General features: G+C 43.2%; 16 protein-coding genes. 1 reads left to right on the top strand and 15 read right to left on the bottom strand.

Translation table 11 applies throughout. From position 1 onward, the window contains the following. Positions 1 to 72 precede the first annotated feature (72 nt). From ABOA58_RS05085 to ABOA58_RS05045, 9 genes are all read right to left on the bottom strand, one after another. Positions 73 to 522 (bottom strand): YfmQ family protein, encoded by a 450-nt coding sequence (locus tag ABOA58_RS05085; RefSeq protein WP_350301480.1) that lies wholly within the window; start codon positions 520 to 522, stop codon positions 73 to 75. Between the two features lie 238 nt (positions 523 to 760). Further along, a complete protein-coding gene (locus ABOA58_RS05080; protein WP_350301479.1) occupies positions 761 to 955 on the bottom strand; it encodes a hypothetical protein in 195 nt (64 codons plus the stop codon). 1481 nt (positions 956 to 2436) lie between these two features. Then, complete coding sequence (locus ABOA58_RS05075) at positions 2437 to 3867, bottom strand: PLP-dependent aminotransferase family protein (protein WP_350301478.1); 1431 nt, start codon at positions 3865 to 3867, stop codon at positions 2437 to 2439. Positions 3868 to 4059: 192 nt separating this feature from the next. Next, on the bottom strand, positions 4060 to 5628 hold the full coding sequence (locus ABOA58_RS05070; protein WP_350301477.1) for a SagB family peptide dehydrogenase: 1569 nt from the start codon (positions 5626 to 5628) through the stop codon (positions 4060 to 4062). A gap of 23 nt (positions 5629 to 5651) precedes the next feature. Next, on the bottom strand, positions 5652 to 7595 hold the full coding sequence (locus ABOA58_RS05065) for a TOMM precursor leader peptide-binding protein (protein ID WP_350301476.1): 1944 nt from the start codon (positions 7593 to 7595) through the stop codon (positions 5652 to 5654). Next, positions 7592 to 9535: a putative thiazole-containing bacteriocin maturation protein gene (locus ABOA58_RS05060; RefSeq protein ID WP_350301475.1), complete on the bottom strand. Its 1944-nt coding sequence runs from the start codon at positions 9533 to 9535 to the stop codon at positions 7592 to 7594. The genes ABOA58_RS05065 and ABOA58_RS05060 overlap by 4 nt, the downstream gene beginning before the upstream one ends. 25 nt (positions 9536 to 9560) lie before the next feature. Next, positions 9561 to 9815 carry a hypothetical protein gene (locus ABOA58_RS27745; RefSeq protein WP_434547764.1) on the bottom strand — a complete coding sequence of 85 codons (255 nt, stop codon included), beginning with the start codon at positions 9813 to 9815 and terminating at the stop codon, positions 9561 to 9563. Positions 9816 to 10380: 565 nt separating this feature from the next. Further along, positions 10381 to 12696 carry a stalk domain-containing protein gene (locus ABOA58_RS05050; protein WP_350301473.1) on the bottom strand — a complete coding sequence of 772 codons (2316 nt, stop codon included), beginning with the start codon at positions 12694 to 12696 and terminating at the stop codon, positions 10381 to 10383. Positions 12697 to 12749: 53 nt separating this feature from the next. After that, on the bottom strand, positions 12750 to 14213 hold the full coding sequence (locus ABOA58_RS05045) for an aldehyde dehydrogenase family protein (protein WP_350301472.1): 1464 nt from the start codon (positions 14211 to 14213) through the stop codon (positions 12750 to 12752). 802 nt (positions 14214 to 15015) lie between these two features. Here ABOA58_RS05045 and ABOA58_RS05040 point away from each other — a divergent pair. Next, on the top strand, positions 15016 to 15798 hold the full coding sequence (locus tag ABOA58_RS05040; RefSeq protein WP_350301471.1) for a response regulator transcription factor: 783 nt from the start codon (positions 15016 to 15018) through the stop codon (positions 15796 to 15798). 270 nt (positions 15799 to 16068) lie between these two features. Here the strand turns inward: ABOA58_RS05040 and ABOA58_RS05035 are convergent, their stop codons facing one another. The 6 genes from ABOA58_RS05035 to ABOA58_RS05010 form a co-directional block, all read right to left on the bottom strand. Beyond that, positions 16069 to 17364: a uracil/xanthine transporter gene (locus ABOA58_RS05035; protein WP_350301470.1), complete on the bottom strand. Its 1296-nt coding sequence runs from the start codon at positions 17362 to 17364 to the stop codon at positions 16069 to 16071. A 417-nt stretch (positions 17365 to 17781) separates the two neighbouring features. After that, positions 17782 to 19029: an amidohydrolase gene (locus tag ABOA58_RS05030; RefSeq protein ID WP_350301469.1), complete on the bottom strand. Its 1248-nt coding sequence runs from the start codon at positions 19027 to 19029 to the stop codon at positions 17782 to 17784. 28 nt (positions 19030 to 19057) lie between these two features. Beyond that, positions 19058 to 20308, bottom strand: coding sequence for an amidohydrolase family protein (locus tag ABOA58_RS05025; protein WP_350301468.1), 1251 nt, complete (start codon positions 20306 to 20308; stop codon positions 19058 to 19060). 24 nt (positions 20309 to 20332) lie between these two features. Beyond that, positions 20333 to 21580: an amidohydrolase family protein gene (locus ABOA58_RS05020; protein ID WP_350301467.1), complete on the bottom strand. Its 1248-nt coding sequence runs from the start codon at positions 21578 to 21580 to the stop codon at positions 20333 to 20335. Between the two features lie 737 nt (positions 21581 to 22317). After that, positions 22318 to 23883 (bottom strand): glutathione ABC transporter substrate-binding protein, encoded by a 1566-nt coding sequence (locus ABOA58_RS05015; RefSeq protein ID WP_350301466.1) that lies wholly within the window; start codon positions 23881 to 23883, stop codon positions 22318 to 22320. A 100-nt stretch (positions 23884 to 23983) separates the two neighbouring features. Further along, positions 23984 to 25483 carry a chlorohydrolase family protein gene (locus ABOA58_RS05010; protein ID WP_350301465.1) on the bottom strand — a complete coding sequence of 500 codons (1500 nt, stop codon included), beginning with the start codon at positions 25481 to 25483 and terminating at the stop codon, positions 23984 to 23986.

Genomic DNA, 25483 nt, shown 5'->3' with positions numbered 1-25483 from the left:
ATCATAAAAAAACTGCATCTCCAATTGGTTAGCTGTTACTGGCAATTGGGGTGCAGTTCACTTTTGTTCCTTTTAAATTAAATTCCTTATTACTGGCATGGAACGTTCTTGAAGGCTCTCGGAAAGAAGACTATACGCAACTACTTTATTCTTGTACTGTTTGACTACGTCCACGTGGTCGTTGTAAATGTACACAAATAATCTAACATCGTTTTTTCCTCTTTTTACATCAATTATTATTGGAGTCCCGCTGTTCTCTGGATGTAAAAACAATTGCTCGTTCCCGGGGAATATATGATTTTTTTTCAAAAACCTAGCTTCGTTAAAATAATTAAGCACTTGAATTTTATCTTCACCTTCCAAACGTTTTCCATCAAAGGTTATGATTGAATTCGCGTCACTAACTTCTGAATGTATTTTAAATTTACTCATAATCCAATTCACTGCATCGGTTGGAAGACAGGTAACTAATAATTTGAGCAAACTTAAGATAATTGTCAAAATCAATACAGGCCATGTCATATTTGATCATCTCCGCTACATTATTATTTTAAGAGGCGGTCAGTTTTTCTTTGATGTGACCGTTCTATTAACGTTTCATTTTTTTAAAGCCATCTATCAGATTTTTTTCGTTCAAATTTTCGTCACATTTGTGAACAAATTCACATTTTTTCACAAATAGAGTATGTCTTATGAATCACGATTAAGCCAATATTTCTATGCATTTTGATAGTCTATTATAATAATCATTCACGGTATCTTAGGCTGATTTTATTACGAAGTAGATGATGCCCACAGTTAATACAAGGGCAAGACCAATATAAATATAACTAAGGTTCAACAAATTCCCTCTCGTTGCTGCAGAATAATCACTATCACTCTTCCCCGTTAATGAAAGGGTGCCAACCAGAGCAACTAAACTAATGGCTACTACTAATATTACACTTATCGTCAAATACAACGCCTCCCAATATTATTATCTATTTCCTTGAACCATTTCAAATCATTCCGATTCCCATCGTAGATCGCGCTTCACGTTTAATGAGTAAATATATTAGAAAAAGCCTACTTCTCTATAATAAAAGAACAACCAATTTTAGGACCATCCAATTAAGTGAAATTTCCACCATCCACTTGTTGAATTCTTTCGTTAATATACATAAAAAAGTGCAAAGCGCCACTGAAGAAATGGCTAAGATACCACGTATTGCAGGAACTCAGACCTAACTTGCTTCCACAAAAAAGACAGAAAAAGATCATGATTTCGTCACTATCTAAAGCCTATAAATAGTGATTGGAATGGGTGTGTGAGCCCTCCTGCGGGAAAAGCGCGTCTACGGAGACCCCGCAGGCGTAAGCCGAGGAGGCTCCCGGACCGCCCGCGAAAAGCGAGTGCCTGGAGTGGAAACCAACATCTAAATTGTATAAGCCTCTAGACATAATGAGGATTGAAGTCCGAAAAGTGAGGTGAAGGTCGAATAAAATTCGTGAACGGTCGAATATAGTGCTGGGTAGGTCGAATATAGTGCCTCCACGGTCGAATATAGTGCCTTAACTCCGAAATATTGTGTGGTTTGGGTCGATAAACAGCTCCGGTCTTTATGATTTTTTTACTGTAACCCTAATTGGATTGAAGAAATTTGCGACACTCCTGCCGAATTACTGGCTAGCCGAGACACCGCAGGCGCTTGCTTTGATGCGGCTTGGAAGCCAGTCGGCGGAAAGGGATGTTAAAACAAAGTTGATTGGAATGGAAGGTGTGAGACTCCTGCGGGGAAAGCGCGTCTACGGAGACCCCGCAGGCGTAAGCCGAGGAGGCTCCCGGACCGCCCGCGGAAAGCGAGTGCCTGGAGTGGAAATCAACACCTAAATTGTATAAGCCTCTAGACAAAATGAGGATTGAAGTCCGAAAAGTGAGGTGAAGGTCGAATAAAATTCGTGAACGGTCGAATATAGTGCTGGGTAGGTCGAATATAGTGCCTCAACGGCCGAATATTGTGTGGTTAGGTCGAATATAGTGCTTTAACTCCGAAATATTGTGTGGTTTGGGTCGATAAACAGCTCCGGTCTTTATGATTTTTTTACTGTAACCCTAATTGGATTGAAGAAATTTGCGACACTCCTGCCGAATTACTGGCTAGCCGAGACACCACAGGCGCTTGCTTTGATGCGGCTTGGAAGCCAGTCGGCGGAAAGGGATGTTAACACAAAGTTGATTGGAACGGAAGGTGCGAGACTCCTGCGGGAAAAGCGCGTCTACGGGAGACCCCGCAGGCGTAAGCCGAGGAGGCTCCCGGACCGCCCGCGGAAAGCGAGTGCCTGGAGTGGAAATCAACATCTAAATTGTACAAAAAAACTGCAGGCAAACCGAACAAGTTTGTCTACAGTCTGGAATCACGGAATCCTCATGACTCTCTCTCGTGAATATCCATATGATTATAAACTTTTTACAGCCTCTGCAAACCTTTTGATGCCTTCGTGAATGGAATCCTCATTTTCCCTTGCAAAAGTAAAGCGTACGTATCCCTCATCTGTACCTAGTGTTGAACCCGGAACATATATGACTCCCCTTTTGATGGATTCCTCCAGTAGCTTTAATTCGTGCAATGGCACTTTCAGTTTACACCACAAATGAATTCCACCATTTGGCGAATAATAATCAACTTTTTTTGGCAGGAATTGTTGAAGGCTCGAAACCATTGCATCCCTTCTTTTTTCCAGTTGCCCCCTTAAGCAGGCAAGATGGGCAGGAAAATACTCTGAATCCAAAAAATCGTTTGCTATCCATTGAGTGAATGAGCCATGACCGAAGTCAACCTGCTGCTTAGCATCGGATAGTCTCTCAATAACTGGTTTCGGTCCTATAATCCACCCAATTCTTAAACCGGAAGCAACAATTTTTGACAAAGAGCTTATATATAAAACATTTCCGTTGTTGTCCATCGATTTAAGAGTGGAAATTTCTTCACCGGCAAAGGAAGTTAAACTATAAGGATCGTCTTCTATGACCGGTATTCCATATTCGGATGAAAGTTCAAGAATCCTTTTACGACGGTTGATATGAAGGACAGTTCCTGTAGGATTTTGAAATACAGGGTTCAAAAAAATCATCCTTATCCGATGTTTTTTATGGAGTTCCAGTAAATCCTCTGGGTTGATGCCATCTTTATCAACTGATAAAGGAAAAATTCTTAGGCCCGCGGATTGAAAGATGGGAAGGTTGTAACTATATGATGGATCTTCCAATACAACGGCATCTCCTGGCTTTAACAAGCATTGGACCACCAGATGCAGGGCTTGCTGTGCACCAGAAGTAATGAGTATAGAAGATGGATCCGTGTTAATTCTCCTATACTGTTTAACATGATTGGCTATCGTTTCCCTTAAAACCGCATTGCCTTGAGGGTGATCATAACCTAAGCTACCAATGAAGGACCTATTGGAAATGATTTCACGTAAGGATTGGACTGGAAATAAGTCTTCTGAAAGCTCCCCACTAGCTAAGTTAATAAGGTTATGCCCTTCCGTCTCTTTACGTATTCTTTGGGTTACTGGCATATTAGGCAAAAAAGAACCCGATTCGATATATCTATTCCAACTAGGGATACGTTTTCGGGTAATTCCCCAGATATCCTTGCTGATCATCGTTCCGCTTCCTTTTTTTCGTTCTACCAGCCCATTTGCTTCCAATTCATCATAAGCCGCAACAACTGTGCTTCTGTTAACTCCCAGTTCACTTGCCAAGAAGCGTTCAGATGGTAACGGCTTATCCAATAAAAATGTTCCATCAGCAATGCCACTCTCGATGTAAGCTGCTATTTGTTTATATAAAGGCTTCTTGGATTTTCTGTCCGTTTTCCATTCCATAAGCTACATCCTTTAAAATGTTTAGTTAAAAGCGTACTGCATTAATAACTTCATATACTTATTCATTCCCAAAAGTAGTAAAACCTCTTATTTCAGTATAATCTTCAGCAGAGATTATTGCACTCTGCCATACTACAAAATAAAAACGAAAGCCTCCATCCAAATGAAATGGAGGCTTTCGTTTCATCTTCTTCAACTATGCAGACTCCCCTTCAGCCAAGGGCGATTCAGATAGTGTCCGATCGGGATTTGGATCAGGCTCGTTTTCCTTTGCGGACCGTCTATCTTATAAAGTTCATCACACATATTCACATCAAAGCCGAGCAGCGGGTGCCCGTTCATTCCGAGGGCTGACGACGCCAGCAGTAATTTCTGAACGAGCATCCCCGCCTCCATTTGCTGGATGCGGTATCCTCTATATCCAAGTTGCGTTTTGGAATGGTCCCGCTCACCAACTACATGTATGCAGATCGGCACTTGCTGAAAATTCATGATATCGAGGGACATTCCGTATTGCAATAGGAGCCGATGATCTCCTGGTTGTATCTGTCGTAATGAATGTGTCGTGCTGTCATAATGGTATGCACCATCTTGTATGTCTTCCACATTATATAAGCAAGCATAGAGGGAAACGCGATTTTCGTTGTTCTCGTTTGTTCCATCCAAGTCATTTCGATAGGAGAATGAAGCGGTTGCCTCCTGCAGGAGAGCGGCCAGTTGCGATTGACTGACTTTCCCGAGTACGAAGTCCATTTCAGGTGAAAATCGCTTCCGGCAAACTGATGCCAAGTCATAGGACAACCGCTTCACGATAGGAAGCGCTACAATTTTCCCTTCAGAGTCCGCCTCATTCTTTGGATGGATCCGCCGGAATGATTGGGTGGATTCGATCATGGATGCTTCATTCAGTTTAGTTAGCAACGGAAATTCCCTGATCCTCTGCGAACGAACATAGTGTTCAGGCTGAATTTCCGTCAATTCCAGCAATAATTCCGTCGAGGTGACATTTCTGTCCATACTCCTTTCTTCTCTAAATCTAAAAGAAGGTTCTGTCGATAAGGGCATCACCGCATACGTGCTCTCTTCCTCTTCCGAAAGCCCGAGCAGATGATTGATGGCCCGATCAAGAAATTGGAAGCACACCCCGGCGGCGATTCCAAACCGTTTCGCCACTTCGAGCAACTGTCCAAGAAGCACGCCCGCATCCAGACCTTGCAGACGGTATGAAAAGTTATTATATTTGTAGAAGTTTTTCCAAAACATCGTCGATACGAAAACCGTGCCAAAGGATGCTGACATATCAAAGGATTCACCAAGAGCCTTTGTTAAATAGGAATCAAAATTCCCTTCCCGCACCAAAACCAACCGGTGGTGTGCTGCATCATAATGGTATACGCCAGCAGGTAATCCCTCCATCTTCAAGTATACGTACAATTCACTTGGATACAAAGCTCCCCCTGATGGCGGAAAACGCCGGAATGACTGCATGAGGTCCTCAGATTCCGAGGATCTCGGAACCTGGCTGACTTGGGTCAGGCCATATGCGTACCAGAGGAAATGACCGATTCCTTCGAGGTCCTGCCGTGAAGGCCCGCTCCCCCCCTCGAGCGTCAGCGGCACCTCCAGTGAGAGTGGAAAAACAGGCAAGTCACGGTAAAGCTTATACGTTAGCGGTGCATCTTCCCAATCCACTTCCCAATCCGGCGGACTTGCCTTTTGGATATCAAAATGCAAATTGTGCAAAAATGCCTCTAGACTCATCCTCCAACCTCCTAAGTCACCGCTTATGGAAATGGATGCGGATGCGGATTGAGCTGTTCGAATTTAAGCGGCCGTTTTGCATATCCAAGTTCCATCGGAACCCTCAGTATTCTCTCAAGCCCCGTTATGCGGGTAAGATGATGGCCGAATGTCATCGGCAGCATCCCCGGGATCAGCACTTTCACGCAATGTAATCCATTTCGTGCAATTTCCGGTGTCGTCTGATCCACCACAATCACCTCGAGTTGCAAGCGGCGAAACTCCTGAAGGATTTCCTGCAAATCTTCCGTCAAGTCCGGATGGTTCACCTTTTCCCCGTATTCTTCAGCGAATGTTCGCATCGGGCGGTCATCATCCAGTAGAAACTGCAGTCGCTCTTCGGCTTGCGGTAAACCGTACAGCATGCCATGATCATCCATTTTCCGTACCAGTGAGGAATCATGCAGCATTTTCTCAACCTCATCCTGGTTCTCTTCCAATTTATCGTCAAGTGTCAGCATCATCCCAGCCAGCTCGAAGACCGCGCTTTTCACCGCCCGGACCGGGTCCAGATGGGCCCCTGCCGCACATATGATATTCAATCCTTTTTGTTTCCTGTTTTTTGCCAGCGCCCATACACTCGGTATACCATGTTCCATCGTCGCATTAAACAAATGGATATCATATCCCGCTGCCGCCCTCGCCCTGTCAATCATCAGCTCCAGTTCTTTGTCATTTGCAGAATAAGGATCAAGACGTGTGAGGGGCAGCTGCGCATACCAGGTCAGCAGGAACGAATCACGTTCGACCACTTCCATGATGCCGTAGAAAATGGCCTCCTCCAAACTTCCCCCTAGAGCACAGCCATTGGAAGTTTCATAGACAAATCCATGACCGCAGCCCAAGCTATAATAGGAAAGCAATTCCGGGACCAAGATCGGCCGCTCTTGCAAAAATGAGTGGCCCCATACCCAATCTATCGAGCGGCCAGGATTAAACGGTTGAAACGGGAAATCCCGCTGTGCATAATTTTCCTTCGAGTGTACCCCTATCCTGATGGGATCGAGCGCAAAATCTTTCAGGTTGTTGTAGCTGTCATGAATGACTGTCCGTTTGCCGCGGGGCTCCATTCCGCAATACCTTTCCAATCCCTCCAATATGGCAGTCATCTCACTGACCTCATATGAGAGAGTCCGGCCTGCCGACCCCTCATCTCCTATGAACAAAGGCAAATTAACACTTACATCGGCAAATGGCGGTACAAGGTCTATCATTTTATTATTCAAGAATCCTGTTCGGTGATCCAAGTAATCCTTGGCCAGAACTTCTTTCAGCTCCTTCATCGAACGGGTACGGTAACTTTCGGGACTGATTTTTGGACTTGGCTGCAACGAAATCCTTGCACGCTCCTTCGAGTCATCAGGTAATGTTGAGCAAACCTGACACAATGGATCTGGTAAAAAAGAGTGCCACGAACCATTCAGCGTCTTCAGGCTGATTAATGATACATGCCCTTCCGACCGGGCGCGTTCTCCTTTCATCACCTTCCTTACCTCTGCACAAATCAAGTGGGCCATCTGTAAAAGGCCTGTTCGGGATGCCGACGCATCACGCTCTATCCCCCCATTTTCCTGCAGCTGTTGGCGGATTCCCCACATTTCTTTTCGATCACGGCCGGCCATGAGATACCTTTGGTCCGCGCACTGTGAACAGCCAGGAACACCCGGGCGCACCAGCGGACCTATCATTCCCTCTCCAAATGATACGAATCCCCTCAGCCATGGAATGCCCGCTTGCCCTATCACCTCTTCGGCCTTTACATGGACAGCGGGATTCCAAGCATCTTGCAGCAGAAGGACCATGGCCGTCGTTTGCGGGATTCCTGCCTCGAAATCGGTTTGGCGATTCACCTGATATTGGCCGGACAGGTCCCCATGAACATGGTCGGCCAACACTCCTTCCCCGACAACCAATACGTCAGTTTTCACCCTGATTCCTCCTCTCGCAAAAACACCCCGAACACACCTGCAATTTCTTCCTTCATGAAAGGTTCAAGATCCATTTCGAAAACGTGGATTCGCTTACTGTTCTTCTTCAAGACTTGAATGGCGGACTGTACCAGTTCGGGATCCCCTTTCACCCCGCATGAAGGAATCACAAGATCCACCTTTTCTTCCTCAAGAACCGGCGATGCCACTAAACCTGGAGCTGTTAAGCAAACGGTCTGGTTTTGGACTTTCATGACGGCCTTTTGCAATGCGTTCCGTAATGCGATCGTTACATTCAAACCGACAGCGCCGGACCAGCCATCGCTCGTTCCTGCCCAAACTACCGGGAAACCTGACATTTCCTCACCCAAGGCGATGATCGGATCTCCCTGCAGCCGGGTCAGCGCTTGTAGATAATACCTGCAGCGCTCATCTTCCACTTGAGCCAATTGCACTGTCACAAGTTTCTCCTGGTTGAACCGCTTATTTAAAAACTCTGTATCCAAACTGCTTTGCAGTCCACGGCAAACACATTCAGCAAATGTTTCCCCTGCTCCGACACCGATCGATTCCTTTATTTCGTCTGCACCCTGAAGCGGAGGAAGAGTCGCAACGAGCTGGCTGAGTGTTCGGGATGCATATGCTTCAACTCCTGCAAGACCGCATTCCCTTCTCGCTTCCTCATGAGTCAGATCTGAACGGATAATTTCAGGCAGGAGTTCGGCCGGACCGGACGATAGCGGATCAACGACTTGAACGCGGCATTGAGCCAACGGCAGCTGTTTTAAATCCCCCTCATCCCACCGATGAAAAATTCCGGATTCCGACGATGTCAACCGGCTGAAATACATAAATACCTTCCCCGGCTCAACCGGGTCCGATTTCTGTTCGAGCCGCATATTAAAATCTTCAACCCATGTTGCAGTCCCTTTTCCCGTCACCACAGGGTGGGGAATGAACGGATGCCACTTTCCCTCCAATGTATCCATATCCAACAGATAAAATTGATTGGCTTGTTCTGCTGTCGTAACGCCTGTAGTGTCTTTAAACCATTCGAATACCATAATATTGGCTAACATCGCTCCGGCTGTGGCGGAAAAGGAGGATGATGCCTGATTCTTTTCCAGCTCAGCTTGATGCAAACGATGCCACGCTGACTCCCAGCATCCCTTGGAATCTGGATGGACAAGCGGACCAGCCATGCCTACTTGATTGATGATCATTGCAGGAAACAGGCTCTTTTCCCCTTGCCTGCAAACCGAATGAAGTTCTCTTAATTCCTCTATATCACCCTCCTGTGACACATATAATATCGAGTCAAAGGGCCGCACGATCTCCTGCCATTCAATCTCTGTTCCCTTTTCAAGCACGACCTCCTCTATCGCAACCTCGTCGTCCGTCTTACGCGCATGTGCCACGATTTCATTCAATCTTTTTCTATTGGTCTGTACCGTGTCCGTAATGAAGATATGGAATGCAGGCAATCCCGATTCAATCAGTGAGGACACCAATGAAAGGAACAATGGGCCAGAACCTATAGCCAACGCCTTTTTCTTTCGATAAATTTCAAAACGGTGAGCCCCGGAATCGCCGCAACTTTCCAGGAACTCGATTTGCGAAGCATACCTTTCAAGTACTTGATTCCTTAATTGATGGGGACTGTCCTGACTTACATCCCGAACAAACCCATTCCCGTACAGAACCTCGGCAATTTCCATTACCCGGTTCCGGTATGGGCCAGGCAATCCATCCGTCAACTCGCTTAATGTATGGTTCCCGTTGAACATCGGTAATAGCTTTTCAATCCACTGTACGATCGAGCTGCCCTCCATACGGAACGAACTTATGTTATTCCTGAAATACACACCTCTGTTCGGTTCCGGAAGAAAAAACGTATCCCTTTTCACTTTCAAACGCATAGAAGGGGTCAAATTCACCATTCCGCTCCTCCTAACCCGATGCATTCTAAGTACTGCTATTAGCACAGCACTTCACTTTAATCCTATGTACGACAATTTGTCCCTTATGTCTCATGCTATAAAGAAAAGTCCCTGCACATGCAGGGACTTCCTTTAGAAAACCTGGATACTTAACCCCCGCAACGTCCGCAACGTCCGCAACGACCGCCGCAACCGCCGCAGCGTCCGCATCCACCACAGCGTCCGCATCCACCACAGCGACCGCCGCAACCAAAGCAGCCAAAGCACAAGAAACAGCCAAAACAACCAAAGCCGCCCACACCAATGAATTGTCGAGACGAATCATCCAAATTGTACTGGTTTTGCTCCCAAGGAACTGGCTGAGTCACCTGGAAATCATCGACATTCAGATTTTGCAATTGATTTTGAAATTCATACATTTTATATACCTCCGTTTTTTATTTATAAGATAGTGCTTAGAACAGGAAACCTGAACGAAATGGTCAGGGAATTTAACACCACGTCAAGTAATCCCTCCAACAAATTATGTCAGGGGAGTGGGTATTGCCACTGATTAAAGCGCCTAATTTCCTTGAATCTCCTTAAAACGGTTCAAGACGGAAATAGGATAATCACTATATTAATTATGTGGCTTGGTACAAATGAAAAACTTCGAACAAAGCTGTAAGAACCTGGAACTAAGTTGGCAAGCCTAAATAGGAGCTTAGCAAGTTAGAAACATAGAACCTCAATATCCTTTTCATCTATGAATTACGATGCTACTCCAAATAATCAATTTATGAATTCAATCTTGCTTCGGACAAAAATAAAGCCCTTGCACTAACTTATACAAGGACTTTATTTAATCACTTTGAATTTTCTTTTGGTAAGTCTAATGTTGGAGTACGATCAAAGAAATTCCACGGTTTTAACATGGCGTGCACCCATTCTGTTGGCATCATTGGCCATTCTTCAGCTCGTGCTACATGAGTTGCACCTGTGGTCATCCATACCACATTATCTGTATTGTCAATGGAACCGTTGTCTGCCGAATATTGTCCTAATCCTGTATCTGTTTTGCTGCGGTTCGGATATTTACCTTCCGGATATCGCTCATCCGGGTCATAATTTGTGACCCACAACTGCTTGTCCATAAAGTTAACTCGCTTAAAAAGCCAGTCATCATCACTAAATAAGGCTCCTTTGGCAATCGGGTGAGTGCCTCCTGCAAAAGGGATGATTTGATAGGAAACTGGATTTCCTACCTTATTCTCTTTATTAAGATTACTGAACAGTCGAATAGTGGAAGAATCAAATTTTTGAATCGACTCTTGCTCCGTCTTTACTGTTTTTTCTTCTGTTACCATAACACTTTTGCGTGGACCGCCCTCTTGATTTTTTTCTACCTTTGGATTAATTTCCATTAGGGAATTACTTTCGCCATCAACATCTAGGTCAAGCCTGAAATTGTAAATGTGCTGGTGAGTGGTTCCGACAATATTATTATCAAGCAAGGTACCATATTTTGTATCTTCTTTTGCAGTTTTATCATGCATTGTTTTTGATTTAACACCTTTTACTGCTTCAATACCGGATGCTCCTACATCAATATTAATTACTCCATTTTGCGATAACTTCCAATCAAAGATATAATCATAGTTTCCTATTGTACTAACCCAGCGAACCACTAATTCACGGCGTTCACGGCTTTGATTTTCTTCTTTAAATGTCGCAAGGTCGGCATGTTTATATTCTGGCCCCGCATATTGTTCAAATACTGCAATGGCATTTTTAATAACGTAAGGATTGCCCGAGTTATCTGCAATTGTTGCATCTAGCAGCACGGCGTTTTCTGGTACGTCAGCTCCAAGTTCCAGCGGTGCAGTTAATGTGCCCATTCCATATTCACCAGCATCCAAATAGGATTTGAAGTACCAGCCAACGTCAGGATCTCCGTAAGGAACTATCATCCCACCCAGCGATCCTTCATACATAATTTTTCTTTTTTTCCCATGGTCATCATAAGTAACGGTTGATAACACAGGTCCTACCCGAGTATCCAATCGCAAGTGGAAATCCCAGTTTTGCCAGCTAATCGTATTTCCTTTTATTTCATAGTTCTTGCCTTCAGGCTCGGTAATATCAAGCGGTTTTACATCGGATTTCTTCTCATAATCTCTACCATCATATGCGTTTAATTGCATCGGGATTGGAATGACACCTTCATCTTCTACTTTAATAACCGCTTTCTTTTCAAGATCTACAACAGCGACCAAATTTTCAATAGGATGCGCCCAAAAATTCCCATCCCCTGTATCCAAATAAGATACTATTTTCAATAGACGCTTATCATGCTCCAATTTATCTTCACCATCGAAATAACCTACTGTCAAAGGGGTCGCAACGACCTTTTTAGGGTCATCTATACCCCGCTTTTTTAGCGCTTTTGCATAGTCTTCACTTGCTTCAATGGCTCCTTGGACAGTAGCAAAATCATCCAGAATTAACATGCCATGAACGCCGTCCATTTCATTCCATGAAACTAGTTTTTTTGATGATATATTCACTTCACCCTCAATAACTTGTTTGCCATTCAATGCAATGAACTCTGCTTTTCTTGTAAATGCGTCGTCTTTTTTCTCTTTATCGTACTCCCACTCCCACACTTTCTTTTTTTCGGGAAGCTTCAGTGTAATTTCTGTAAAACGAAGAGTATCTTTATATTTCCCTGCCTCTTTGATCACATTAACCACCGCTTTAATTTCTTTAGGAGTTAAAGGATCTAAAGGATGATAAGCTTCTTTTATTTTAGCTGTTTGCTTGATGTCAGGGAGAACTTCATTCACAAAATGATCAGTTACGTAGATTTTCTCATCTTTTTCTATCACGTTTGATTCAAGTGTAATCGCTTTTCCATTAATATACGCTTTATCAGAATCAGGTATTATTTTTATGACCGTATCATCTTTTTCGATGGTGATTTTTTTTGTAAAAAAACTCCAAAAATCAGATTTAACAGTTGCACCAGTACCTTCTAAAGCTGTTTCTAGCTTAATTAATTCCATTTCACCGCCATGAGCAGAAGCGTTGTTATTATGAATTAGTGAATAAGGAGAGAATATGAAAGTTAGTGCAGTAATTACAATAATTGCTGCTTTGAAAGTTCTTTGCTTTGTTTTCATAGAATGTTTCCTTTCATTATTTATTTTTAACTTTTATTAGCTAAATAATAGTCCTAGCCACCGTACCAATTTAAGCCTTTTTCACCTAAATCAATCCACACACTCTTTGAGTGTGTATACATATCCATGGCTTGTACCCCTAATTCTCTACCAAATCCACTTTGTTTCATTCCTCCAAAAGGAGTTGTACTATCTAGCATACTGTACGTATTAACATAGACAGTTCCTGCTTGGATACCACGCGCCATACGATGAGCTCTTTTTAAGTCATTGGTCCATATCCCTGAAGCTAAACCGTAAATAGTATCATTTGCTTGTCGTAGAGCATCCTCTTCATCTTTGAAGCGAATAACCGACACAACTGGTCCAAATATCTCTTCACGCGCAATTGTCATTTCGTTGGTTACATCTCCAAAGATGGTAGGTGTGAAATAATATCCATTTTTCTTGCCTCTTTGGCCACCCGTCACTAATTCCGCACCTTCTTCAAGACCAATCGCTACATACTTTTCAATCGTCTTTAACTGTTGTGCGGAAACTTGTGGACCCATTTGTGTTGTCGCTTCAAGGGGATTTCCTACCCGTATTGATTGTACTTTACTAGCAAAAAGATCCATAAATTTATCATAAATACTTTCTTGGACAAATAAACGAGAACCAGAAGCACAAACTTGACCTTGTGCAAAGTAAATGCCAAACATCGCTCCATTAACTGCATCTTCAAGAGTGGCATCGTCAAATACAATGTTAGGTGATTTCCCTCCCAATTCTAACGAAACTGGTTTCAAGTTTTTTGTAGCTGCTTGCATAATTAACCGACCCGTGTCCGTTGACCCCGTAAAGGCAATTTTATCGACGTCTGGATGAGAAGCTAAAGCAGATCCCACGGTTGAACCTGGACCGGGTACAATATTAATCACCCCATCAGGAATACCGACTTCTTGGAACAGTTTAGCCAGCTCTAAAATACTTGTTGATGTTTCTTTTGCTGGCTTAATAACAATTGTATTTCCAGCAGCTAAAGCAGGAGCTAATTTCCACATCGTCAGCATTAAAGGAAAGTTCCAAGGGACAATGGCGCCAATTACACCTAATGGTTCTTTTAGTGTGTAGTTGAAACGATTGTGAGGTGATGCTAATGTATCACCCTGAACCTTGTTTGCAAGTCCTGCATAGAACTCCAGTACATCTATGGTAGAAGGAAGCGCTATATGCTTTGTTTCATTGATTGGTAAACCATTATCTTTTGATTCTACTTCCGCTAAAAAGTCTGAATTCTCCCTCATTTTCTGAGCTGCTTTATACAGAAGTCTGCCTCGGTCACTAGGAGACATAGTAGCCCATGGTCCGGATTCGAACGCTTTTCGAGCTGCTTTAACTGCATGGTTTAAATCTTCCTCGCCCCCTTGTGAAACAAGGGCATGAACTTCTCCTGTTCCAGGATTAATCGTTTCAAATGTTTCTCCTGAGAGTGAATCTGTCCATTTCCCATCGATAAATAGTTGATATTTTTTCATTTTCTCCACCTCTTATCTATTTTTTTGATAAAACTTCGAAATTACTAACCATACAATTTTGAAAAACATAGATAGCTAGGTTTCCTTATGTGATGCGTATCTTGAATAAGCTAAAAGCCCCTAACTTTGTTTACACACATAATTGAAAGCGATTACATTATTATGATTTTTCAACATGGATAATGAACTCTTAAGTCTTGTTTTTTGGTAAATGGCATCCATTAAAATTGAATGTCATCAGGAGTAATCCTTAGCTCTTTAAACTTCATTCGATAAACTCTATATTCAGATAGATATGTCATAATGTAGTCTGAAATCTGCTCATTTACAGTGCTTCTATTTCAGCACGAGTTAGCGTTTCAATTTCTGAATTGTCCAAGAAAGCATACCTCTTCCATTATTTTATTGATTTTTTAAAAGAGATAGAGTACTTAGCAACTCTAAAAAACACATAAATATACCCAAAAATTAAACAACCGTTACAAAAACGTTATACAAATAAACATTACTCTCCTTCAATTACCTTTAATTCAATAACTCAAAAGTGTACTATGCATTCACTTATTCGGTTTTGATAAGGAGATGTTTATTTTCCTACCTCACACACTTCGTTTCTTTCATCTCCTTAGGTTTATTTTAAAAAGTCTTTCTAATTTATGAACTATTACATGTTAGTATTTTATATTATCCAGAAAAATCAAAAAATTTACTATTACCCAAATGGGTCATTTTATATCAAAAAGTAATTCATTTTATTTTAAAATGTTATATAATCAAAAAAAGTTAACTTGGAGGAAAGCCTATGAAGGATATGTCTAACCCCAGCTATAAAAAAATTTTATCTTTTATGGATGAAATTACTTTTTCTAATGTAAATTTCCGTGAAAAAGTACTACAGACCTTTGAAAATTTATTTGGTTACTGCCAATCTGTTTTTTGGTTATGTGATGATAATAATGACTTGATCGAACCTATTACGTTAAATATAGATAAATATGTTACGGATGATTATCTTAATAACTTTTATCAATTAGATTTGCTAGCCCCAAAATATAATAGGCAAAAAGCAAGTAAACAAACTGTTATAAAAAACCTTGATTTACTTCCTCCTGAATTATATGAAAAAAGTGTATACTATAATGATTTCATGTTTAAATATGGATTTTATTATGATGTGGGTGTTTTTTTATATGATAGAAACAGCATTAAAGGTGTTCTGAACTTCGTTAGATCCAAAAAGGAGAAGCCTTTTAGTACATCCGATATTATGTGTTTAGAGGTTATTTCTAGGTTCTTATCGCAAAAAACAAGTGATTTCCCTTATCCTTCTGTAAGCGATCCCAAAGAAAACATTAATCCTTTGAAAAATAAGATTCTGGCTAGTTCTCAAGATCTCAGACAACCAGATTTAACATCAAAAGAAGCAGAAATATTACAACTGGTTCTAAAAGGGCATACCAATATCACCATTGCCAGCGAACTATTTATTAGTGTTAATACAGTAAAAAGACATTTGCAAAATCTCTATAGAAAGTTTGATGTCTCAAACCGAACAAGTTTATGCTATAAAATTGTTAAACCTTAAACACAATCAAAAAAACCAGAAGGTCCCCAACACCCTTCTGGTTTTCATATTAATTGCCTTACAAGTATCTTTTTTCTTCGTCATTTACAATGAAAAAATCCTTATTATAAAGATTGCCCCACCCTTGTTGATGGGAGAATCACTTATGTACTGCCGTATCCAATCAGGCGTTTCTCCATGTCTTTTAAAATATAAGAAAGCTGTATAGAATCTTTAATTAGGAAGTTACCTCTTGTGCTTAATAAGAATTCCACACATCACTCTTTCCAATTAGTTCTGCAGTTGTTCATAACGTTTCCAGTTGACCGATTTTTCCAGCACGATTGATATCAATACGCCCATTATGAGCCCATTCGTCAAAAAGGGCTGTAATAGCGTGGGCAGGTTCGAAAATGCATTAGGCAGGATATTCATCAAACTCACGCCAATCAATACTGGTACGGCAAGCCTGAATATCGTGTCTGAAGTGAAATGCTGACCCTTGACGCTGTTGAAAGCCGTACCGAACAGCTGAAGGTACGCAACGAACAATACTGCATTCCCGACTGTTATCGGCATCGTGGCCAGGAAAGAGGTAAAAGGGGGAATGAGCCCAATTATTGTCAATAACATGCCGCCAAGCAAGAAGGGCTTCCGCTCATAGATTTGAGTGCTCTGCAAAAATCCGATCGATGAAGTAAAAGGTGTATACGGAACAAGGCCAAGCAAGGGAGCGAAAATGGTAAAGCCGCCAGTCATGAATAAAGAATTTCGATACTGCTTGTGTTCAGCTTCATCACCGATTAATTCCGATGCAGCCTGAATGGAAGCGAACGTGTTGCACAAATTCAGTAATCCTGCAAAAAAGGAAATCGCTATTATCCCGAATTGAAGGTTTGGAGCACCTAATGGGAAAAGTGAAAAAGCGGCACCCGTCGATCCCATTTCTCCTCCAGCCTCCGGAAATAGCAGCTCGTAAAAAATCCATCCCACTATAATCCCAATCAATATCGAGAAATTGCTAATCGTCCTTGGCCCTTTTATTTTTAATATACTTACTAGAAGTACAATTCCCACTGATAGGAAACTGACCGGGATGTTAATCTCCCCATTCTCCGTAATCCCCAGCATCCCCTTAAAAAAGACAAAAATGAGCTGGAACGTCAAAAGGAATAAATAAACCGTCATGACCATGGGAGTGAAAATCTTCTGGACATGAGAAATCAGGTTGAAGGCAGAAATAATGACAGTCACTACACCCGCGGCAATGAGGCCAGTAGCAATTCCCCCTCCTACTTCAGCATATCCGAGCCCTATGGATGGTGCAGATAAACCTAAATTCAGCATCACTCCCCATAATAGACCGGAGTGCCCTTCCATAAGCGGATACTTATGCCCCTTCCACCCCTGAAACACGCAAGCGATCCCGGTGAAAATGAGCGAGCTTCTCATGGTCATTTCCGTAACATTGGGAGGAAGATCAAAAGCTGCGCCAATCGATATGGGCACAACTACCGTATTTGCAAAAATAAAAAACAACCATTGAAAAGAAGAAAATAGAGTCACAGAAGATCTCCAACTTTTCATAGATTCCATCTCCTTTGAACATGATACTTTTTTTAAGCTCATGGTGAATTTCAACTGCCCTTCCCTTAACAAAGGCGATAGGGCAACATCATGATAGTCCCCGGAGGGTCTGCTGCCATTGCTGGACAGATGATTTATGTCATATGATCTTTGCTGATCGCATGCAAAATGATAACGTTACCATTAATAGTAACAAAGACTGAGGCTCCCTGCTAATTTGTTGGCTTGATTAGGGTTGCTGGGCAGTCAAGCAGAAGCGAGCGATTTTAACATATGATAATGATAAAGACTCTAACCAATATAGGCCAAAAAAATCACTTCCACAGCATATAACATAAGTAAATAAAAGTACACGGAAGCCATCCAAAACGAAAAAGGAAATCCGGAAATATCCAGAAATCCTTTTTTGGTTCAGTCCTACCGTTCAATGGACTGCTTTTGTTTATATAGTGAACCGGAAACCAAGTTCCCCTTGTAAATGACCGCTTTACGTTCCGAACGCCTGGCAACTGCCTCTGCAGAACAGCTTGCGTCAATTAACACCAGACTTGCGGCATCCCCAACTTTCGGCCATACCTGGTTACCCTTATCATCCAATGGGGTTTTTCCGCCAGTTATATACCCGAGTGTCCGGGAAAGCGAGACTTCATCAATCCATTTGAAACGTTCTGCGAGCCTTCCTGCCCTTTCCAAGATGTCACCATTCCCAAGAGGTGACCAAACATCAAAGATATTATCATTTCCTACTGATACTTCAACCCCTCTTTCATGTAATAAATCAACAGGGGGCATCTGCCTGTTAATCGGGACACTTGTGACGATGGAAATCCCCGCCTCTCTAAGAATGTCAGCCAGTTCATAGGCTTCTTCCCTGGATACGTCCCCGATGCCGAACGCATGGCTTAATGCTACCCTTCCTTCCCAGCCCGCTTGCTTGGTCAGAGCTGCCAAACGTTTCATGGTGAACGTGCCCAGATGGCCGGGATCATGTAAATGCAAGTCCACATCAGCATTAGCTTCCACTGCTAAATCCATCAATTGTACGAGAGATGCTTCAATATTGTTATCGACTGTGGCTGGATCCACCGCCCCGACGATTCCTGCTCCGTTTCGCAATGCCTCCCTGACAAGCTTGACAGAGCCGGACCGCAACAAACCGTGCTGCGCAAATGCGACGATTTCTGAACTGAGTCGATTGGAATAGCCAGCAAGCGCCTGCTGTACTTGCTCTAAGTTTTGCAAGCCCGCTTCCGGATAGATATCAACATGAGTCCGTATATGTGCAGAGCCAGAAGCTAACAGGATTTCCAGTAAAGATTCTGCACGTTTACAAGTGCTTGTTGCAATGGAAGGCAGAACCCTCTTCTCATTTTCAAAGCGTTCAATGACACTTGAAGAAGGAGTGCACGCTCTCCAAACATCCCCCATCAGTGTCTTATCAAGATGGACATGCTTTTCAATGAAGGATGGTAACGCCAGCATTCCTTTTGCATCTTCCACGGGTAAATCATCACGTAAGGCTTCCCCATCCTTAACAATCTTCTTGATCCTGCCATCCTCCATCAACAGATGAAATAGCCCGGTAATCGTTCCTGTAACTCGTTCATTCTCTTTCCGGTAACCACATTCCAAACGAACATTCTTTAACCAATAGATTCTATTCATGATCTTCATCCCTTCTTGAACTAGATCTTCAATTCGACTTTAAGGCAGATTCGCGATCAAGTCCGCCGTAAACCAGATTTCCACCGACCATGACCGCAGCCCGTGTCGATCTTCTGGCAACTGCCTCGGCAGCACATGATGCATCCACAAAAACCATACTTGCTTCATTTCCCACTTTCGGCCATAAACGATTTCCTTCATGATCCAATGTCTTGACCCCGCCCGTAATGAATTGGAGCGATTGAGACAGTGCATACTCGTCCTTCCAGTTGTACCTCTCGGCCAATCGACCTGCCTTTTCCAGCATATCTCCTGTACCGAATGGGGACCAGGAGTCATAAAACCCATCGCATCCGAGGGCAACATGGACACCTTTTTCATGCAGTAAATCAATCGGGGGAAGGACCCGGTTGATCGGAACTGTAGACATGATCGCTATCCCCAGTTTTGATAATTCACTGGCCAGTTCATTTGATTCTCCTTTTGAAACATCACCAAGTGCAAAAGCATGACTGATGGCCGCTCTGTTTTTCCACCCTGCTTCATCGATCAAAGAAGCCAGTTTCTTGATCGTATATAAACCAAGATGACCGGGATCATGTATATGAATATCAATATCTGCATCAAATTCAACAGCCAAATCTACCATTTCATACAGGGAATCTTCTATATTATTATCCACCCCGCCAGGATCAAGGCCGCCCACCAAGGACGCCCCTTCTTTCATCGCTTGTCTCATCAACCCTTTTGAATTCGTTCTTAGCAGTCCATGCTGCGGGAAAGCCACGATCTCATATGTCATTTTCCCTCTGAAACTGCTTAACGCCTTCTGAATTTCTTCCAAGTTCTTCATACCGATGTATGGGTCAATGTTAACATGCGTCCTTACATGCGTCGCACCGCCGCTTAACAATAGTTGAAGCATCCGTTCAGCCCGGAGCCGCCCAGTTTCAGCCAGTTCAGCAAGCTCCTTTGCTTCTAACTTTAAGCGTTCGATTAAATTCGGAACCGGAGTGCATGATTTCCATGGCAGTCCTACATACGTCTTGTCAAGATGGTTATGCATCTCTTTAAAAGGAGGAAGTGCAAGCAGCTTTCTCGCGTCGTGAACAGGACCTTCCGTTTTCAAAGGGATAGTTGAAGCCAATTGCAAATCCTTTATGATCCCATTTTTTATATACATGTTGTATGTAGCTGTCTTCGTCCGATCAATTCGTTCATTCTCAAAAGCAAATCCACTATCAAGCGTAACGTTTGTAAGCCAGTATGCTTCATTCATCCAATCACTCTCTTTAATAGAAGATTAAACACCTGTCGTCTCAAAAGATGAAATGGATCCGCTAACAACATTGCCCCTGAAGATGACAGCGGCACGCTTTGCCCTTCTTGCCACCGCTTCCGCAGAACAGCTGGCTTCAAGCAAAACGATATTCGCCTCATCCCCGACATTAGGCCATGTCTTGACCCCGTCTTGGTTTAATGGGGTCTTCCCACCTGTTATGAATTGAAGGCTTTTCGCTAAGGAACGTTCATCAATCATGCGAAACCTCTCTGCAAGGCGGCCGGCCTTTTCCAAATTGTCCCCGATGCCAAAGGGTGTCCAATGATCAGTGATGCTGTCATTACCCAATTCCACTTTCACCCCTTTTTCATGAAGCAGGGGGATGGGGATCGTTCTGAAGACGGGCACTGTGGATGTAATCGATATGCCTGTTTCCGAAAACCTTTCGGCTATGCCCGTTGCCTCCGGGACTGAAAGATCTGCCAAACCGCTGGCGTGGCTAACCGTGACCCTTCCTTGCCAGCCTGCGTCTTCCGTCAGTGAAGCAAGACGCTGCATGGTGAAAAGTCCAAGGTGATCCGGATCATGTAAATGGACATCGATATCGGAATTGGATTCAACCGCGATATCCATGATCGTTTCAAGTGATCGCTCTATGTCTTCATCAATGGTGGCGGGATCCACGCCTCCTACCAGATTCGCCCCATTCTTCATGGCCTCCCTTACTAAACCAGCGGAATTGCTCCGTAATAGTCCATGCTGCGGGAATGCAACGATTTCATACGTCAATTTATCACTATATCCTTCCAGTGCCTGAATGGTGGCTTCCAAGTTTTTCAGTCCTATCACCGGGTCAATGTTGCAATGTGTGCGTATATGGGTAGATCCGAAGTCCAATAATAAATCGAGCATTTTCTCTGCTCTAACTTTAGCGGTAGGCAATAATTGGGGCAGTAAGACCTGCTCTTCCTCTATCCGGGTTTTCACGCCATTAATGGCAGGCATGCAAGCCTTCCACGGACCGCCATAGTACGTTTTATCAATGTGGATATGCATTTCCTTAAACGAGGGGACCATCAGGAGGCCGTGAACATCATGCTGCGGATCCTGATCCGTTATCGATTCCTTCGCCAATAAAATGGAGGATATTTTCCCATTTTCAATCTTGATGTGGTAATGACCGGTTTCAGTGCCGGTGATCGTTTCATTTTCATTATAAGTAAAACCATTTTCCAAGCGTACATTCGTCAACCAATACGATTGAGACATTAAACTCACCCTTCCATTCAGATTGAACATGCATCACTTTCATTATAGTTTTAAAGTTCAGCAAATAATTTCAGAATTTTTACTCGTTTTTATGTTATTTTTACTTATTGTGCCAAAGAAAAGGCTCACCCTAAAAAGGATGAACCCTTTCAGACTGTAGACAACTCTATGAAAGCTCAGTTTGCCTGCAGTTTTTTATTTAAAAAGTTCAATTGATTTCAGAGATCCGCTCCCTTTTTTTGCAGACGTTGATTTCCACTCCAGGCACTCGCTTTCCGCGGGCGGTCCGGGAGCCTCCTCGGCGTCTTTGCGCCTGTGGGGTCTCCCTTGGACTCGCTTTTCCCGCAGGAGTCTCGCACCTTCCGTTCCAATCAACTTTGCTTTAAAATCCCTTTCCGCCGACTGTCTGCCAGCCGTATCAAAGCAAGCGCCTGTGGGTCTCGGCTAGCCAGTAATTCGGCAGGAGTGTCGCAAATCTCTTCAATCCAATGAGGATTACAGAAAAAACATAAAGACCGGAGCACCTTATTCGACCCGCTGCACTGTCATGGGCCGTTGACGCAGTTTATCGACCTAAACCACACTTTATTCGGCCGTTCACGCACAGTATTCGACCTACCCAGCATTTTATTCGACCGTTGAGGCACTGTATTCGACCGTTCACGAATTTTTTTCGACCTTCACCTCACTTTTTCGGACTCCAATCAACTGGATGAACCCTTTCTTCTTATCTCACATCACTTGATCGTTACGTCATTTATCTCCAGATAACCTGAAGGGCTGATTGAAAATCCTTTTACTTCTTTAGCTACTGCAGCAACATTTTCTATGACCCTTACAGGAATATACGGGGTGTCACTCATCTCGATTTCCTGTGCCTCTGCGTATAGTTCTTTGCGCTTCCCTTCTTCTTTTTCCTTCCTGGCGGCATCTATTAAACGATCAACCTTTTGATTGCTGTAAAAGAATGTATTGCCGGCCGCTCCCTGTGAATCGGTATGAAATAGATTATATTGATTATAATCAGCATCGCCGGTCGCGTTTCTCCAGCTGATGATGAACATTTCCGATTGCCCTTTATTCACTTGTTCCACGAACGAACCGTACTCCATTACCTGTACCTTCAAATTAATGCCGATACCTTTCAGTTGGGATTGCAGGACCTCGGCCAAGTTAACTCTTTCTTTACTGTCCATTGTCAGGATGGTTGCATCCAAGCCCTCAGAATATCCAGCTTCGGCCATCAGTTTCTTTGCTTCCTTCAGGTTGTAATCATAGGCTTCGAGATCTTCGTTGTACCCGAATACCTTAGAGCCCATCAAGGAGTTCGCCTTTACTCCCACATTATTAAAGACCCCCTTGATAATCGAGTCCATTTCAATGGCATGGGCGATGGCTTTACGTACCTTTACATCATTGAACGGTTCATTATTGACATTGAACCCTAAATATTCGGTTCCATACCCTTCACTGCGGTAAACATCCATTGCCGGTGAAGATTCCACCTGGTCCATGACAGCTACAGGAAGAGGCTCTGCGATATGCGCTTCACCGGTTTCTATCATCGATATCCTCGTGGAGTCTTCGGGGACGACCTTGAAGAGGACCTTGTCCACTTTTGGCTCGTCTCCCCAATAGCTGTCGTTTTTCGTCAATATGATTTCCTGGCCTGGAGACCATGAATCAAAAACGAAAGGACCGGTTCCATTCGGTTCCTGGATAATCTTTTTGCCATACTTTTCAATCGTTTTCGGACTGATGATTCCGCCTTCATGATTCGCCAATATCGAAAGAAGAGGAGAAAAAGGTTCCTTCAAAATGAATTGCACGGTAAATTCATCAACCGGTTTCACCTCTTTTACCATATCGAATACTACCGCCCTCGGAGAAGCGACCATCGGATCTAATAGTCGATCAAACGTCTTTTTTACTGCATCTGCATTAAATGGTGTGCCATCATGAAACTTTACATCTTCCCTAAGCTTGAATTCCCAGGTCGTGTCATTTATTTGCTTCCATTTTTCTGCTAGCATTGGCTGTATCTCACTATTCTCATCCCGTTGTACAAGGCCTTCATAGATTTTATGGTGAGTGACGCTAGCGGCGTTAATCGTGGACATGAACTGCTGATCCAAATTCTCAGCGTCGGATAGGCGGGCAATGACCAATGTACCCCCTTCGTTTGATGCTCTGTTCGGATCACTTTCTGTTGTGCTTACGTCATTGTTAGAAGAACAGCCCGCAATGATGATGGCCATGATCATGACTAGAAAAAGCTTTCCTGCCCTACGTTTTAACCCCATGGTCTTCTACCTCCCAATTTCATTTTTCGAACATTTATCTAATTATAGGAAATATTCTGATTATTTATTTCGAATATCTTTACTATGTTTTTCATTTTCTTTACTTGTTTCCATAAATCGATTCTGGATCGCTTATCGTTTCCACGACCTTGAATGATGGCTTGAACAATTCTTTCTCGGGAAGCTCCTGATAATCCCTTTCCATATATCCTCTTCTCATCTTATTGAAATATTGCTGCCCCTTATATTTGATTTCCGTTAAATCAAGATCGGGGATTATTTGATCCTTCATGACTACTTTTCCATTGATGATCGATAATTTAACGTCCCTCCCAGAGCCGCTTACGAACATGGTTCGAATCGGATCATCGATTACCCCCACATGGAAACCGTCCAAGTCAATCGCGATGATATCCGCCTTGGCCCCCGCTGCGATGCGTCCTAGATCGTTCCTGCCAAGAAAGGCGGCCGCATCAAGTGTGGCTGACCGAAAGAAATCGGCATAAACAGAGCCTTCCGTTTCTCCTGCCGCCAGCCGTGAGAGCATGCTTCCTGTCCTGATGTTCTGGAACATATCCGGAGGGAATGTGTCCGTTCCGAGGGCTATATTGATCCCAGCCCGTTTATATTTGGCAAAAGATTCTAACGCCTCCCCGTGCCTTCCGATGATCAGCGGGCAATGGATCACCGTTGTATTCGTTTCAGCAAGCAGCGCCAAGTCATCACCCTGGCCATATTTCGCTTTACTGTATCCTGAAATAAAGTGGGCGTGCGGGATCCCTGTTCTCGGACCGAGAAAGCCAAGGTCGTACAAATATCTGATCGGTGTAACATGATGGGCTTCCCAGATGGTGTTGAATTCAAAACTTCCTTGTGCAGCATGAAGCTTTATCGGTACATCCAATTTTTCGCTGTAATATTTAATCTGTTTTAATTGATCCGCCGTTTGAGACTCTACACGTTCTGGAGCAAGCATCCCCCTGACCATACCTTCATGGGTTCCATCGAATTTTTCCACAAACTCAACCGCTTTCCGTAACCCCTCTTCACCGGCTTTTTCATCCCAATGCAGCTTGATTTTCCCGTCAGGCTGGACGACTCTCATTCCTGATTGGAAACTTGGGCCAAGGTAAATCCTTAATCCCAATCCAGCGGCGTGTTCTGCGGCAGCTGCCAATTCATCATAGGATTCAGCCCAGCTTTTATAAAAAACGGAAGTAATGGGCATCGCCGTCGTCACGCCATGAAGAATGAGCTGTGAATAAGCATATAGTGATTTAAACGCTTCTTCTTCCTCGGTCATTAATTCAGGATGTCCGCTTTTTATATATTTCTCTGACCAAAGAAGATTCTTCTGTCTACCGGCACTTGCTTCAAAATGTAAAATATCATGGTCAATGTCCCCTAATGCATTTAAATCTATGAAGCCGGGACTGATAATCGCATTACCGGCATCCATTATCTCGTCCACTTCTTCTGGATAATTTTTTCCGACATACAAAATCGTGTCGTTTTCATAAACGATCTCTGCGTTTTCCAAAATGACATGATCGCACCCATCATATCCAATTACATATCTTCCTTTAAGTTTGGTTTTCAT

It is taken from the genome of Peribacillus frigoritolerans, from assembly GCF_040250305.1.
Lineage (GTDB): Bacteria > Bacillota > Bacilli > Bacillales > DSM-1321 > Peribacillus.
The sequence above is the reverse complement of the archived record's forward strand: the minus strand, read 5'-3'. Positions and strand labels throughout refer to the sequence as shown.